This window comes from Agromyces mediolanus (assembly GCF_044917495.1).
In the GTDB taxonomy this organism is placed as follows: Bacteria; Actinomycetota; Actinomycetes; order Actinomycetales; family Microbacteriaceae; genus Agromyces; species Agromyces mediolanus_B.
The window spans coordinates 293661-308473 of record NZ_JAVSSI010000001.1 but is presented as its reverse complement, the minus strand read 5'-3'; the positions used below and the strand labels follow the sequence as shown (position 1 = coordinate 308473).

The 14813-nt window shown below is 73.9% G+C and carries 8 protein-coding genes; all 8 read right to left on the bottom strand.

Annotated elements, in window-relative coordinates:
- Positions 1 to 63: 63 nt before the first annotated feature.
- The 8 genes from ROT00_RS01455 to ROT00_RS01420 all read right to left on the bottom strand — a co-directional run bounded on the left by ROT00_RS01455 (position 64) and on the right by ROT00_RS01420 (position 14700).
- Positions 64 to 2415, bottom strand: a complete 2352-nt coding sequence (locus tag ROT00_RS01455) for a transglutaminase domain-containing protein (protein WP_404771791.1) — start codon at positions 2413 to 2415, stop codon at positions 64 to 66.
- Positions 2412 to 3722 (bottom strand): DUF58 domain-containing protein, encoded by a 1311-nt coding sequence (locus ROT00_RS01450; protein ID WP_404771790.1) that lies wholly within the window; start codon positions 3720 to 3722, stop codon positions 2412 to 2414. Before ROT00_RS01450 ends, ROT00_RS01455 begins: the two co-directional genes overlap by 4 nt.
- The gene (locus ROT00_RS01445) at positions 3719 to 4687 is read right to left on the bottom strand and encodes an AAA family ATPase (protein WP_404771789.1); all 969 of its coding nucleotides are present in this window, start codon (positions 4685 to 4687) and stop codon (positions 3719 to 3721) included. Before ROT00_RS01445 ends, ROT00_RS01450 begins: the two co-directional genes overlap by 4 nt.
- Before the next feature lie 28 nt (positions 4688 to 4715).
- A complete protein-coding gene (locus ROT00_RS01440) occupies positions 4716 to 10040 on the bottom strand; it encodes an Ig-like domain-containing protein (RefSeq protein WP_404771787.1) in 5325 nt (1774 codons plus the stop codon).
- A 148-nt stretch (positions 10041 to 10188) separates the two neighbouring features.
- Entirely contained in the window at positions 10189 to 10908 is a 720-nt protein-coding gene (locus tag ROT00_RS01435) for a hypothetical protein (protein ID WP_404771786.1), read from the bottom strand.
- Positions 10905 to 12593 carry a serine/threonine-protein kinase gene (locus ROT00_RS01430; RefSeq protein WP_404771784.1) on the bottom strand — a complete coding sequence of 563 codons (1689 nt, stop codon included), beginning with the start codon at positions 12591 to 12593 and terminating at the stop codon, positions 10905 to 10907. Before ROT00_RS01430 ends, ROT00_RS01435 begins: the two co-directional genes overlap by 4 nt.
- Positions 12593 to 13846: an FHA domain-containing protein gene (locus tag ROT00_RS01425; RefSeq protein WP_404771782.1), complete on the bottom strand. Its 1254-nt coding sequence runs from the start codon at positions 13844 to 13846 to the stop codon at positions 12593 to 12595. Before ROT00_RS01425 ends, ROT00_RS01430 begins: the two co-directional genes overlap by 1 nt.
- Complete coding sequence (locus ROT00_RS01420) at positions 13843 to 14700, bottom strand: PP2C family protein-serine/threonine phosphatase (RefSeq protein ID WP_404771780.1); 858 nt, start codon at positions 14698 to 14700, stop codon at positions 13843 to 13845. Before ROT00_RS01420 ends, ROT00_RS01425 begins: the two co-directional genes overlap by 4 nt.
- Between the last annotated feature and the right edge of the window lie 113 nt (positions 14701 to 14813).

Genomic DNA, 14813 nt, shown 5'->3' with positions numbered 1-14813 from the left:
CCGCCAGCCTAGCGGCGCACCCCGGCGGACGGCACGAGGCCGTCTCGACGGAGCGGCGCGAGCCTAGCGGCGGCCGCCGCGCGTCCGGCGGCGGCGCGCGAAGCGGTACCGGCTCACGATCCGGCGCACGCGCCCCGCGGCGGCGGTCGCGGCGGCGGCCACGGCATCCGCCTCGGTCCAGCGCGCGGTCGCGACCTCCGCATCCAGCTCCCGGCCCTCGAAGACGTCGCGGTCGACGGAGGCCGCGAGGCTCGCGAGCGCCTCGCCGCCGCCCAGTCCCTGCGCGCTCGACTGCGTCGCGAGCGCAGCGGCGGTCTGCCGACGGGTCGACCGCTCGGGCGGCTCGAGGCCGAGCTCGGCGTACCGGTCGACCAGCTCGTCCCACGCGCCCGCGGAGCTGCGGTCCGGTCGCTCGCGGAGTCGCCTCGCACGCCGGCGGCGCTTCGCGAGCCCGACGAACAGGAGCGGCAGGAGGACGATCGCGAGCGGGATCCCCACGACCCCCGTCACGAGCCAGACCCACCCGGGGACCTCGAACGGGTGGTCCCGCTTCTCGTCCTCGGTGTCGTCGATCTCGACCGTGGTGAGCAGCTCGTCGTCGGTCGACTCGTTGCGGGGCGGCTGGCGCACCTGCGGCTGCGGTTCGCTCTTCGGCCGCGGGGTCTGCTCCTGCGGCACGTCGACCTGATCGGGGGTGGGCCGGAAGCTCACCCAGCCGACGCCCTCGAACGGCACCTCCACCCAGGCGGTGACGTCCTCGCCGAGCACCTCGACCTCCTCGGCGCCCTCGGCGACCTCCGGGGCGAAGCCCATCACGACGCGGGCGGGATAGCCGAGGTGGCGCACCATGAGCGCCATCGCCGCGGCGTACTGCTCCTCGTCGCCGACCATCTGCGAGCGGGTGAAGAGCTCGATCAGCCGATCGGCGCCGTGCCCGGCGCGCGAGGCGACCGAGTCGGAGGCGAGCCCGTGACTGAGGAAGCCGTTCGTCTTCAGGCCGGTCTCGATCGCGCGGATCCGGCCGATGGCGCTCTCCTCGTCGCCCGCGTACTCCTCCGCCTTCGCCGCCACCACATCGGGCAGCTGGTCCACCGGCGGCAGCTCGAGTCGCGCGACCGGGACGTCGGCGAGGGCATCGGGATCCGGCTGGAGCTGCATGCGCGACACCAGCTCGTACCGTCCGCCCACCGCGAGCCCGCTCGTGAGCACCGCCGTCCCCGCGTCGGCGTTGTAGCGGAGGTCACCGGCCCGGGCCGCGGTGCCGTCGTCGAGGAGGCGGAGCCGCTCCCCGTAGCCGACCGTCGGCAGCCAGACGTCGGCGTAGCCGAGGGACTCGACCTCGATGCGCCGCTCGCCGCCGAGTTCGGCGAGGGCGGGCTCCGGGAGCGTCTCGCCGACGATGGCGTAGCCGCCGTCGACCGCGGACTCCGGACCGGCGACCGTGAAGAGCCGTCCCGTGTAGGCGTCCATCGAGGCCAGCCGGAGGACGTCGCCCGGCTCCATCCCCCGCACGCGGAGCACCGGTTCCTCGGCAAGGTCCTTCGTGTAGCTGCGGAATCCGGCGAGCGGGCTGGAGAACTCCCGGGCGTCGAACGGCGGCACGACCTCGTCGCGGAGGACGAATCGCTCGGCCGCGGTCGGCGCGAACGCGAGGCCGGCGACCGTGCCGACGACGACCGCCCCGCCGACGACGGCGGCGGCACCCCCGGCGCGACGCAGCATCGTCCGGCCGTCGGCACCGCCCTGCTCGATGCCGGAGCTGCGGCGCCAGGCGAGCCAGAGGAGCGCGAGCGCGCCGAACGCGACGCCGCGCACCGCGGCGAGGAACGCCTCGTCGGTGCCGAGCAGGATGCCGGAGACGTAGAGCAGCACGGGGCCGATGAGGAGGACCGCGGCGCGGAGGACGGTGCGCCTGGCGGGCAGCCAGCGGAGCACGAGCAGCCCGCCGACGAGTGAGACGAGCCACGTGGCGACGTACGGCACCGCGGCGACGTAGGCGGGGGCCTCGACCGGCGCCGCGACCGTCACGAGGTCGGCCCAGCCGTAGACCGCGCCGATCGCGAGGCCGGCGAGCGAGTCGAGGCTCGGCAGCACGACGGCGATGCCCTGGGCGGGCATCGCGAACGGCGTGCCGAGGAGGAAGTAGGCGGCGAGGGCCATGAGCACGGTGTTCAGTACGCTCAGCCGGAGGAGCGAGCCCGCGAGCGCCGCGCCGGTGCCGACGAGGAGCCCGCCGATCGCGGCGAGCAGGAAGTCCATGCCGCCGAAGCTCGTCTCGTAGCCCGCCACCGCGAGGAGGCAGAGGGCGGCGAGCACGCCGAGGTCGGCGAGCTGCGTGCCCGTGACCGGGCGCGGGCCGGCAACCGGCGGCGCGGGCTGCGACGCGGGCGCGGGGGCCGGGCGGGTCGCGGTCACGGTCGGACCCTCCGCATCACGGCGGCGAGCTCGCCGAGGTCGCCGATGGTCGCGACGGTGCTCCGGCCGACCTTCGCGATGCGGGACTCCGCCCCGCGCTGCACCCGGATCGCGACGAGCGGCGTCTCGGGCGGGAGCACGGTCTGCACCGCGCGCACCTCGCTGAGCGGCTGCGCGCCGCCGGTGACGAGGACGACGACGCTCGCGGCGGGGGCGAGGCGGATGCGGTCGCGCACGAGCTCCCGGAGTGCCCCGGACTGCGGTCCCCCGCGCCGCGTCGTGGGCGCGATCCGGCAGGTGTCGTCGAGGAGGCTCGTCGTGCTCGCGGTGCGCAGCCGCATCCGCTCGGTCGCGCAGACCGTCTTCGTGGCGTCACGGATGAGCTGGACGCCGAGCGAGGCGAACACCGAGACGCCGAGCTCGAACTCGGCCTCGTCGTCGTAGTGCGTATCGTCGGTCGACTGCAGCAGCACGAGCTCGGAGCGGCGGGTCTCCTCGTACTGGCGCACCATGAGGCGGCCGGTGCGGGCCGAGCTCCGCCAGTGCACGTTCCGCAGCGGATCGCCGGGCTCGTAGGCGCGGAGCGCGTGGAACGAGAGGTCGTGGTCGGTGATGACCTTCGTGACCTCGCCCTCGAGGTCGCGGACGAGGCCCGCCGCGGACGGACGCAGGCGCGCGGTCACCGGGTGCACGAAGAGCTCGACGGGATCGTTCCAGCGCACGGTGCGGCGGAGCAGGCCGAGCTCGTCGCCGCGGACCGACACGGCCGGTCCGGCGACGATCACCGCCCGTCGGTTCGTCGGCACCGCGAAGAGCTCCTCATGGGCGCCCCGCGGCTCGAGCGCCGGGATGCGGAACACGGCCGAGCCTTCGCCGACGGGCAGCTCGATCCGGGACGAGACCGACTTCGAGCCGCCGTCGTTCACGACCGAGAGCCGGCCGAGCGCGCGTTCGCCGGCGACGACGCGCCGCGGCTCGAGCTCGACCCCGACGCGGTAGCGCAGCCGGCCGAAGACGAACGGGACGGCGAGCAGCACGGCGCCCGCGAGCGTCGCCGCGAGGAAGGCGAACTCCACCCAGTCGAAGATGAGCGCCACGAGCGCGGCCGCGAGCGCCGACACGAGCACGAGCCATCCGGTCGTCGAGACGAGGCTCGTCACGGGGCGCACGACCGCCGCGAGCGATCGCCAGGCGCCGGCGAACCCGTCGCCGAGCACCGCGGCCGTGCGCGCGACGGAGCGCCCGACGGCCTGGAAGGCCAGTCGGGACTGCGAAGGCTGCGGCGCGGTGCCGGCGTCGCCCGTCATGCCGCCCGGTAGGCGGGCGGCGCCACGTCGGCGAGGGCGCGGGCCACGATGTCGGTCGCCGTGACGCCGGTGAACTCCGCCTCCGGGTCGACGATGATGCGGTGCGAGAGCACCGGGACGGCGAGCTCGCGGATGTCGTCGGGGGTCACGTAGCCCCGGCCCTGCGCGATCGCCCACGTCTTCGCGGCCCGCGCGAGGGCGAGCGCGCCGCGCATGCTGACGCCGAGCGCGGCGTCCGGGTGCTCGCGCGTCGCGGTGACGACCTCGTTCAGGTAGGAGACGACGGACTCGTCGACGTACACCTCGGCGGCGAGGGCGGACATCGCCGAGATCGAGCTGGCCGCGATGATCGGGGTGATCCCGTCGGCGCGGGCCCGGTTCGCCGAGTCGAGGAGGACCGCGACGGCCGCGGCGTGGTCGGGGTAGCCGAGCGAGGTCTTGATGAGGAAGCGGTCGAGCTGCGCCTCGGGCAGCGCGTACGTGCCCGCCTGCTCGACCGGGTTCTGCGTCGCGATGACCATGAACGGCGGCTCGACCTCGTAGCCGACGCCGTCGACCGTGACCCGGCCCTCCTCCATGACCTCGAGGAGCGCGGACTGGGTCTTCGGGCTCGCGCGGTTGATCTCGTCGGCGAGCACGACGGAGGCGAAGATCGGTCCGCGGTGGAACTCGAACCGCCCCTTGGTCTGGTCGAAGATCGTGACGCCGGTCACGTCGGACGGCAGCAGGTCGGGCGTGAACTGGATGCGCGAGTGGCTGCCGTCGAGCGTGTTCGCGAGCGCCTTCGCGAGCACCGTCTTGCCGGTGCCGGGCACATCCTCGAGCAGCACGTGCCCCTCGGAGAGCATCGCCGTCAGCACGAGCGCGATGATCTCGCGCTTGCCGAGGATCGCCCGGTCGATGTTCTCGACCAGTCGCCCGAAGGCGTCGCGGAACCACTCCGCCTGCTCCTGCGTCACTGCCATGTCGTTCGTTCCTCCACGGTGGAAATCATCAGAGCGCGCCCCAGTTCGCGACGCCGCTGTAGAAGGTGCCGCCCGGCCCCTGGAATCGGATGCGCACGCCCGGGAACTCGGCGGGGTTCACCTCGCCCAGGTAGCTCAGCGTCTGGAAGCTGCCGCCGCTGCCGAGGGTGATGCGCTGGGGCGACATCGAGGTCCAGCCGGCGCTCGTGCTCCAGTGCTGGTACTCGACGGTCACGGTGTACGAGCCCGGCGTGAAGTCGGAGTACCTCGCCGCGACGTAGCGGCAGCAGCCGCTGTCGCCGCCCTTGTACACGGAGGCGCTCGGCGAGGGCGGCGGCGGGTTGTTCACCGTCACCCGGCCCGACGCGCCCGGTCCCGCGTTGTTGCCGCCGTTCACCGCGCGCACCTCGACGGTGTGGGTGCCTGCGCCCTGTCCGCCGAAGGCGGCGGAGCGGCCCGAGACGTCCTGCCAGCCGCCGCCGTCGTAACGCACCTGGTACCGGAGGGAACCGCCGCCGTCCTCCGACGGCGCGTCCCAGCTCGCCCGGACCGTGGTCGTGGCGTTGCCGTCGGCGGAGACGTTGACGTTCCGCGGCGCGCTCGGCGTGCCCCACGGCGTCACCGAGCGGGATGCCTCGGAGTCGGCCCCGGTGCCCATCTTGTTGATGGCGCGCACCTTGAAGGTGTAGGCCCGCCCGTTGACGAGGCCGCCGATGGAGACCGTGGTGCCCGCGGCATCCGCGCCGAAGCCCTGCAACCCGCCGCCCGGCCAGGTCACCTCGTACCCGGTGATGGCGGCGTTGTTGTTCGCCGGCGCGTTCCACTTCAGCGACACCGTGTTGCTGCCGCTGCCGGTGATCTCCGGGGCACCCGGCGCGTCGGGCGCGTCGCGCACGACGACCGTCACCTGCCCCTGCGCCTGCCGGGCGGGGTCCTTCGTGCCGTCCTCGATGCGGTAGTTCACCGTCACCGTCCCGACGAAGGCCGAGCCGGTGTTCACGGTGACGTCCTCGGCGGTGAAGCTCGCGGTCGCGTTCGCGCCGACGCTCACGACCTCGGCGCCGACGACGCGGAGCGGCACGCCGTCCTGCGCGAAGGGGTTGAAGTCGTTCTCGAGCACCGGCACCGTCGCGGAGCCGCCGCGCTTCACCTCGATCTCGCCCGTGCTCGGATCGGCGACGGCCCGCGGCTTCGCCCGCGTCGAGGAGACGACCTGGACGTCGACGTAGCCGGGCACCGTGAACTCGTTGAAGCCGAGCTGGAAGGACAGCCGCGCGGACACGCCCGGCTGCACGCCGAGCGGCGACTGCACCCGCAGGATCGAGCCGTCGACGATCTCCGCCTGCACCTCCTCCGTCTGCCCGCTGAGGCCGGTGTAGCTCACCTTCGCGATGTTGTCGGGGTTCGGCTGGTCGGTCAGCTGACGCAGGTCGATCTCGAGCGGCGCCTCGCCGGCCTCGATCGTCTCGCTGCGCGGCGTGAAGGTCGGCGCGACGTCGTTGAACCCCGGGTCGCCGACCGTGACCGGGAAGCTCAGGATGGCCCGGCGCCCGACGGGGTCGTCCGCGCCCTTCCCGTCGGTCACCTCGAAGGTGACGGTCGCCGGGCCGCGGTAGTCGGTCGCCGGCTCGAACTGGAGCGCGGTGCCGCTCACCATGACGTCGGAGCGCGAGTTCGTCGCCGATGCGGAGAGCACGGTCGCCGGCTGCCCGGACGGCACCTCGACGAGCTCGCCCACGGTCCACTCGATGCTGCCGTTCATCGGCACGACGATCTCGCCGAGGTTCTTCAGATAGGGGGCGGGGAACTTCGCCCGCTCCTCGGCCGCGATCTCCTCGGGGGTCTTCGGGCGCTGCGTCTCCTCGGGCACGGCGTCGCCGTCCGGCACCGGCGGCACCACCACGAACGCCATCGCCGAGAGTTCGTCGAGCTCGTTCGTCAACCGGAACGCCACCGCGTAGCGCTCCTGCGCCGGGCGGACGGAGATCGTGCCGTCGGCGGCGACCTCGGCCCGGTCGGCGTTCGGCCCCTCGAGCGTCACCACGAGGTCCTCGACGAGGCCGCCCGGGTTCGTCGCATCCTTCAGCGGATCGACGACGGCGTCCTCGCCCGCGACGAGCCGCTCCGGCTCGAGCACCTGGTCCTCCGCCGTCGGCGGGTCGATCACGGCGTCCTCGCTCACCGCGAGCTGCAGGAACGCGGTGTCGGTGCCGCCGTGGCCGTTCGAGATGGCGTAGCGGATCGTGTACGCGCCCTCGCCCTCCGGGGCGGTGACGACGACCCGGCGCCGGTCGCGGATCTCCGCCTCGATGCCCTCGTCGATCTCGGGGAGCTCGGCGACGTGCAGGCTGTAGCCGTTCGGGTCGGAGTCGTTCAGCAGCACGTCGACGCCCACCGTGCGGCCCGGCTTCATCTCGATCGCGTCGTCGACCGCGGTCGGCGGCGCCTGCACCTCCGCGCGCGGGATGACGCCGATGCGGATCGTGCCGACGGCCTCCTCGCCCTGCGTGTCCCGCAGCACGTAGCGGAACTCGTCGGTGCCGCTCCCCCCGGCGAACGCCTCGTACGTGAAGGAGGTGCTCGTGCGTTCGAGGATCCGGCCGAGCGCGGGCGCCTGATCGATCCCCGTGAGCACGACCGAGTCGCCGTCGGGGTCGATGCCGTCGAGCGGGACGTCGATCTTGACCGAGGAGCCGGCGAAGGTGCGGGAGGTGAGCGGGGTCGGCAGCGGGGCGCGGTTCTCGGCGTCGCGGCCGATGACGGTGAAGGTCACCGTCGCGCGCGCCACCTGCTCGTAGTCGTCGAGCAGGGTGTAGACGACGGTCTGGACGCCGGCCTGCTCGGGCGCCTGGAAACGCACCGTCTCGCCGTCGGTGAACGCCAGCGCGCCCGGGGCGTCGCTGAGATCGAGCTCGGGATCGAGCCGCATCGCGGCGCCGTCCGGATGGAAGTCGTTCTCGAGCACCGGAACGGTGACGATGTCGCCGGCGCGCACCACGGCGGCGTCGTCGAGCGCGACCGGCGGCTGGTGCTTCACGAGCGGCGGGACCGGCACGACGGTCACGGTCGAGGTCGCCGTGTTCACGCCGTCGGAGACGACGTACGAGAACTGGAGCTGCCGATCGAGGGCCTCGGACGCGCTCACCCGGGCGACGGTGTTCGTGATGAGTTCGACCGAGACGAGGCCGTCGGTGCCCGTGTCGTCGATCGACTGCACCGCGAGCACGCGGCCGGACGGCGAGACGTCGTTCGCGAGCACCGACACCGAGGTGGGCTCGCCCGGGCGCAGGTACGCCGTGTCCTTCACCGCGATCGGCGGCGGGGCGTCGGCCGGCGGCTCGACGACCTGGACGCGGACGAGTCCTACGCTGACGTTCGCCCCGGCGCCGAGGTCGTAGAGGAAGACGTACTCCCCCGGCGTGTTGCTCGAGAAGGCGATCGTGCCGCGCTCCGGGTTCGGGGTGATCGTCGCCCCCTCGGGCGGCTCGGGGACGCCGAGGAGCTCGACGGGGGCGCCCGACGGCGAGAGGTCGTTCGCGAGCGGCTCGATCAGCACGTTCTCGCCGACGAACGCCTGGGCGAAGTCGGGGGTGCCGATCGGGTTGAGCGAGCCGGCGGGCTTGACGTCGACGGTGAGGGTGCCGGTCGCGGAGCTCTGCCCGTCGGAGACCGTGTAGGAGACCTCCTTCAACCCGAGCTCCGCCGACTTGTGCTCGAACGTCACGAAGCCGTCGGGGCTCGACCGCACCAGGTCGCCGCTCGTGGGCGAGGCGTCGACGAGGAACAGGTCGTCGCCGTCGGGGTCCCGCCAGTCGGCGAGCAGGTTGTAGGAGATCTGCTGGCCCTGCTCGACGCTCGTCGCACCGTTCCGCATCGCCACGGGGGGCGCGTTCTCGCTCTCGGGGACCACTCGGAGGTTCACGCTCGCCTCGGCCACGCCGCCGCGCCCGTCGTCGGCCGTGTAGCGGAAGCTCACGGTGCCGGCGGCGCCGTCGGCCGGGGTGAACTGGAGCGCGCGGCCGCCGTCGATCACGTCGAGGCGCCCGGCGGCATCGGCGATCTCGCTCGTCCGGGCGATGGTGAGCACGTCGCCGTCGGGGTCGGTGTCGTTCGCGAGCACGTCGACGATCGTGGTGCGCCCCGGTCGGACGCCGAACTCGTCGTCGCGCGCCACGGGCGGGCGGTTCTGCTCCGTGCGCTCGGCGAGGGTGTCCTCGAAGGTCTGCTGGGCGCTCTTCTCATCGCCCTCGAGCTCGTCGGTCTCCTCGGGCGGTGTCACCTCCTCCCAGTTGTCGACGAGTCGGAGCTCGGAGTCGAGGAGCCAGGCGTCGCCGTTCGCGAGGTTGTTCAGGACGACCACGTCGCGGTTCACGCGGAACTCGAGCCGGCCGCCGGCGGTGGACTGCTCGAGAGCGACGCCCCTGGGCTCCTCGCCGTCGCACACCGCGAGGTAGCGGCCGGACTCGGCCCACGCCCCGTGGACGCAGCCGCCCACGCGCACGGGCGCGGCGACGCTCGACGCCTTCTCGCTCGCACCGGCGCCCTCGCGCGGGACCTCGCGCACCTCGCCGCCGCCGAGCGGGACGAAGAGCAGCGCATCGCCGGTGGCGATGACGGCCTCGGATGCCTCGGGGCCCGACTGCTGGAGGCGCAGCGCGCCCTCGGGGAGTTCGATCCGCCGATCGTCGACGATCAGCACGTCGGCGTCGCGGTCGAGTGCGACGGGACGGTCGCCGATGACCGCGAGCTCGTGCTCGCCGAGCTTCCCGACCTCGCGGACCGCGGGGGTGTCGGAGCCGCGTTCGAAGGTGAGCAGCTCCCCCGACTTCGGGTCGCTCGCGAACACGGTGCCCCGTTCGCTCACGGCCACCTCGGCACCGGAGCCGAGCTCCGCGAGCGGCTCCGTCCCGCGCCAGTCGAAGGCGAGCGAGCCGCCGGCGGGCACCGTCCACAGCTCGCCCTTCGGCGACAGGACGGCGAGCACGTCGCCGCCGTAGGCGACGGCGGAGGCCGGCGGCACGTCGATCCGCTCGACGAGCGTCGTGAACGCCGGATCGACCCGTTCGATCGAACCGACCGAGGGGTCGTAGGCGAAGGCGTCCTCGCCGTGCTGGAACACGTCGGTCTCGCTCGCCGCGGTCGCGACCGCGGCATCCAGCTCATCGATCTGCCGGTTGAGCCGACCGAGCTGCAGCTCCTCGGCGTTCGTCACCCAGACCTCGCGGACGCGGAGGTCGGGATCGGTGACGGGGAAGCCCTGGTGGAGCACGGCGAAGCCGATCGGCACCCCGGCGAGCACCGCGAGCGCGGTGACCGAGGCGATGGTACGGCGGCGGGCGCCGAAGAACCCCATGGCGCTCCCCCCTCGGTGCCGTCGTCGGGTCGTCGTCGAGGCCCGGACGCCTCGGGTGAGGGCGTGCCGGGCCGCGCATCAACCTAACACGCGGGCAGGCACCCCCCAAACGGGGAGAACTCCCCATCCGGGCTCGTGCACCTCGTGCTCAGGCCTCGGCGGCGCGCGCCTCGTCCGACTCCTCGCGCGCCCGGTCGAGGAGCGGGAGCTCGTCCGCGCTCACCAGCCGGGTCGCCACCGCGTACTCGACGAGCCTCGCCCGCCGGTTCGTCGCGAGCTTGCCGCGGCCACCGCGGAGCCCGTCGACGCCGATCTTGTCGAGCTTCTCGCAGACGTTGTCGAGCTTCCGGTTGAACGTGGTCATGCTCCAGCCGAGCCGTTCGGCCGCCTCGGCCGAGCTCGGCACCGTCGCCCGCCCGGCGGGCTGCACGAGCACCTGCTCGGCGAGGGCGAGCACGAGCAGCCGCTGGCTCGGGGTGAGCGTCACCGGCATGATCGTCGTCCCCGCCGTCGAGGTCTCGGCGGTGAGCGAGGTGTTGTAGAAGTCGTCCTCCGCGTGCACGGTGAAGTCGTACGCCGTCGATCCCGCGCTGAACATCACGTGCATGGTCTGGAACACGATCGGCAGCCGAGCGCCCGGGGCGAGCCACGCCTGCACGCTGCCGGTCGCGTCGGAGACCGTCGCCGACAGCAGCTGCCCGACGTTGTCGAGCCACCACAGCCCGTACTCGGCCCGGAGGGTGAGGAAGACCCGGTGCAGGTAGGGGTTCTCGTCGATCACCAGCTCGGCCTCGCGGCCGATGCCGAAGGGCTGCCCCTCCTCGACCGTGTACCACTCCCCGCAGAACTCCACTCGCAGCGGCCTCATGATGTGCACCCCCGCACGATCTCGCTCGTCTTGCTCCCCCGCTGCACCTGGACGTCGATGCAGACCTTCTGTCCCGGCGTCACCGGCTCGACGACGATCTTCGGCCCGTCGGACACCGCCGGCGCGCCGGAGCCGTCCGCGAGCTCCCAGCGGTAGCGGTCCCCATCCTCCGCGTCGTCGTGCGAGACCGGGAAGGCGACCGAGGCGCCGTCCGACGAGACCACCGCGTCGGCGATCACGGGAGCGGGCACCCTGGCGCCGGCGATGGCGTCCTGGCCGCCGCTCGTCGGCGGCGCGCTCGCCTCGGGCGGCGCGACGAGCTGACCGGAGAGCGCGACGGCGATGCCGACCGCCGCGAGCACGACGAGGGTCGCCGCGATGCCGATCACCAGGCCGAGTCGCGAGCGCCGCGGCGCATCCGGGTGGGCTGGGCGAACCGCCGCACCCGCCTCGAGCGGAGCCGCACCGGGGAACGGCATCGCCGGCGGCACCGTCGGCGCAGCCGGTCGTGCGGTCCGCGGGCGGACGAGAGTCTGCTCCTCGGTGCCCGGCGCGACGGAACCCGGCGCTCCGGCGACGCCGGGCGGGGTCGACGGCGGCGCCTGCGCGGCGACCGTCACCGGCCCGCGAGCGCGGGTGGCATCCGAGTCCGGGAGGGCCGGCTGCGCCTGGATCGACGCGACCCTCGCGCGCGTGGCGTCGGCGCCGTCGTCGTCCGCACTGTCCTGACGCCCCGCGCCCTCGGAGGCGGGGAGCAACTGCGTCGGCACCTCGATCGCCGTCGCCGCGTAGCCGAGTTCGAGCTCCACGCGCTGCAGCGCCCGGGCGAAGTCCACGGCGCTCGCGTACCGCTCCTCGCGGCGGACCGCCATGCCGCGGCGGAGCACCGACTGCAGGCTCGCGGGGACGTCGCCGCGGTCGAGCGGGGTGATCGCACCGCGTTCGATGCGGCCGATGAGATCGAGCGAGCCGTTCGGCCGTCCGGGGAGCTCGAACGGCGATCGGCCGGCGAGGAGGGTGTGCACCGTCGCCGCGAGCGCGTAGACGTCGCTCCGGGTGTCGGGTCGCGGGTCGTCGTCGAAGAGCTCCGGCGGCGACCAGGGCACGCTCAGGCCGATCGCGGACTGGGCGGTGCCCGTCGATCCCGAGTCCGCGGCACCGCCGAGGAAGGTCATGGTGTGCACCGGCAGCTCGCCCTCGAGCGTCGAGGAGATGCCGAAGTCGGTGAGCGCGGGCCAGCCGTAGTCGTTCGTCAGCACGTTGGCGGGCTTGATGTCGCGGTGCAGGATGCCGGCGGCGTGCGCCGTCGCGACCGCGCTCGCGAGCCGGATGCCCGTGCGGAGCGCCGCGTCCACCTGGAACGGCTCGCGCTTCAGCTGGGCCGCGAGGCTCGGCCCGGAGCAGTACTCCATGACGAAGTAGGGCCGGCCGTCGGAGGCCACGTCGGCGTGGAAGATCGTGACGATGTAGGGATGCGCCGAGAGCTGCGCCATGAGGTTCGCCTCGGCGACGAACTGGGCCCGCGTGTCGCGGGAGAGCTCGTCGGCGATCAGCACCTTCACCGCGACCCGGCGTCGCGGCAGCCGCTGCTCGTAGAGGAAGACGTCGGCGAAGCCGCCGGATCCGAGCAGCTCGAGGTACTGGTACCCGGGCAGCTCCGGCGGGGTGCTCGGCGCGCGGCGCATCAGTCGGCCACCACGCGGATCGTGCACCCGCCGCCGAGGTCGATGAGCGTGCCGGCGAGCACCGGGGTGGGCTCGCCGGCACGGAGCTTCACCGGCGAGCGATCGGGCTGGATGACGGTGGTGCCGTTCCGCGACTGCAGGTCGGTGACGACGACCGTGCCGCCCTCGACTGCGAGCCGGAGGTGCGAGCGCGAGATGTCGGGGTCGCCGACGCCGATCTGCACGAGCTTCGGCAGCGAGGCGCCGCTCGACCGGCCGGCGCTCGGCGAGCGGCCGAGGACGACTTCGCCGGTGAGCGGCTCCTCCCGGCCGTCGGCCAGCACGAGACGCAGCGCCGGGGCATCCGCCTGGCCTGCACCGGCCTCCGGGGCCGGACGGGACTCGTCTGCGAGGGGGCCAGAGGCCCGCTCGCGACGGAGGCGCTGGAGCTTCGTGACCGCGACCGTCAGCCCGTCGTGATCGCCGGTCACCGCGGCGCCGAGGGCGGGGTCGGCCGCTCCGGCGTCGGCAGCGGCGGAGCCGGAGCCGTGGGCGAGCCCGTTCCCGGCCCCCGTTCCGATCACGATGGTCTCGTCGTCGGCCGGCACGAGGGTGTGCTCGGGCGCGGCCGGCGCGGGATCCGTCGACGTCGCCGCCGAGGCATCCGCTTCCACCGGCTCCGGCGTCACCGGCTCGGGCGTCACCGGCTCCGGCGTCACCGGCTCGGGCGCCGCGGGCGCGGCGTCGGCGCGCTCGTGCGCAGCCGCTTCGGTCGTCGCGAGGGCCGGCGGCTCCGACGGGGTCGGCTCCGCGGACGCGTCGGCCGCGACCGCGCCCTCGACGGGGTCCAGCTCGCCGCGCGCGAGCGCGCTCGCCGGTGCCGCACCCTCGACGAGCGGGAGCGCCGTGTCGTCGCCTCCGGTGCGGGCGAACGGCGCGAGCACTTCGAACACGGCGTCGGTCTCGATCGCGCGCTCGTGCCAGGTCGAGACCCCGGCGGCCGTGACCGCCTCGGCCCCCGCGCGAACCCGGAACCCGCCCCGGACGACCACTCGCAGCGTGCCGGGCACGGCCACGACGAGCGCGAAATCCGGGAGGGCGGTGATCCCGTCGCGCGCGAGCTCGCCGAGCACCGCCTCGACCGGGTCGGCTGCGGAGAGCGCCTCCCAGAGCGCCGGGTGGGCTCGCCAGGCGGCGGCGGGCAGCAGCAGCGCGGCGTCCCCGCGTGCGAGGGCGATGGTCTTCGCCGCGGAATCGGGCGTGTAGCGGATCACGCGGCGCCGCCCTTTCGGGGCAGCGTGTCCTCGGGGTCCGGCGCGCGGTCCCGGGTCGTCTCCTCGTCGACGTCGTGCGAACCGGTCTCCGCCTCGACCACGACGACGGTGACGTTGTCGCGACCGCCCCGTGCGAGCGCCTCGTCGATCAGCTCGCCGGCGAGTCCCTGCGCATGACCGCCGCCTGTCGCGAGCACCTCGGCGATCGCGTGGTCGTCGAGCTCCTTGGTCAATCCGTCGGAGCAGATGAGGAAGACCTGCCGGCCCTCCGTCGGCAGCAGCCAGACGTCGGGCTCCACCGCCTCCTCGGCGCCGAGGGCGCGCGTGATGACGTTCCGCTCGGGGTGCTTCTCGGCGTCGGCGGGACGGATGATCCCGGCATCCACGAGCTCCTGCACGGCCGAATGATCGACGCTCACCTGGCGGAGCCGGCGGCCGTCCCAGCTGTACACGCGCGAGTCGCCGACGTTGAACACCATCCAGCGCAACCCCTCGCCCGCGTCGACGAGCGCGACGCCCGCGAGCGTCGTCCCCGCGACGGCGGTGCCGAGCTCGCCGTCGTCGCTCAGAGCGCGGACGGCGTCGTTCGAGGAGTGGATGGCGTCGAGGATCTGCTCCGGCGTCGACGCACGCCCGAACTCGAGGTGCTTGCGGAAGGTCTCCAGCACGGCCCGGCTCGCGGCATCGCCCTTCGCGTGGCCGCCCATGCCGTCGGCGACGAGGTAGACGGGGGCCTCGGCGAGGTACGCGTCCTCGTTCATCTGCCGCACCCGGCCGACGTCGCTCGACGCGCTGTGGGCGATCACCGCCCCGCCGTGCGGCAGTGCTGTGCGCCCCTCGTCGTCGATCGCCACGCTCGCCTCCCCTGGCCGGCTCGATCACGCCGGTCGCGGGCGAGCCGGAGACCACGCTACCAAGAGGAACGGGCCGGGCCGCGCGGCCCGGCCCGTTCGGCTCGGTCGAGGTG

Bases quoted from the DNA above. Each gene is read 5' to 3' on its own strand.
- ROT00_RS01435 (WP_404771786.1), bottom strand. From the start codon at position 10,908: ATGAGGCCGCTGCGAGTGGAGTTCTGCGGGGAGTGGTACACGGTCGAG.
- ROT00_RS01445 (WP_404771789.1), bottom strand. From the start codon at position 4,687: ATGGCAGTGACGCAGGAGCAGGCGGAGTGGTTCCGCGACGCCTTCGGG.
- ROT00_RS01450 (WP_404771790.1), bottom strand. From the start codon at position 3,722: ATGACGGGCGACGCCGGCACCGCGCCGCAGCCTTCGCAGTCCCGACTG.
- ROT00_RS01440 (WP_404771787.1), bottom strand. From the start codon at position 10,040: ATGGGGTTCTTCGGCGCCCGCCGCCGTACCATCGCCTCGGTCACCGCG.
- ROT00_RS01430 (WP_404771784.1), bottom strand. From the start codon at position 12,593: ATGCGCCGCGCGCCGAGCACCCCGCCGGAGCTGCCCGGGTACCAGTAC.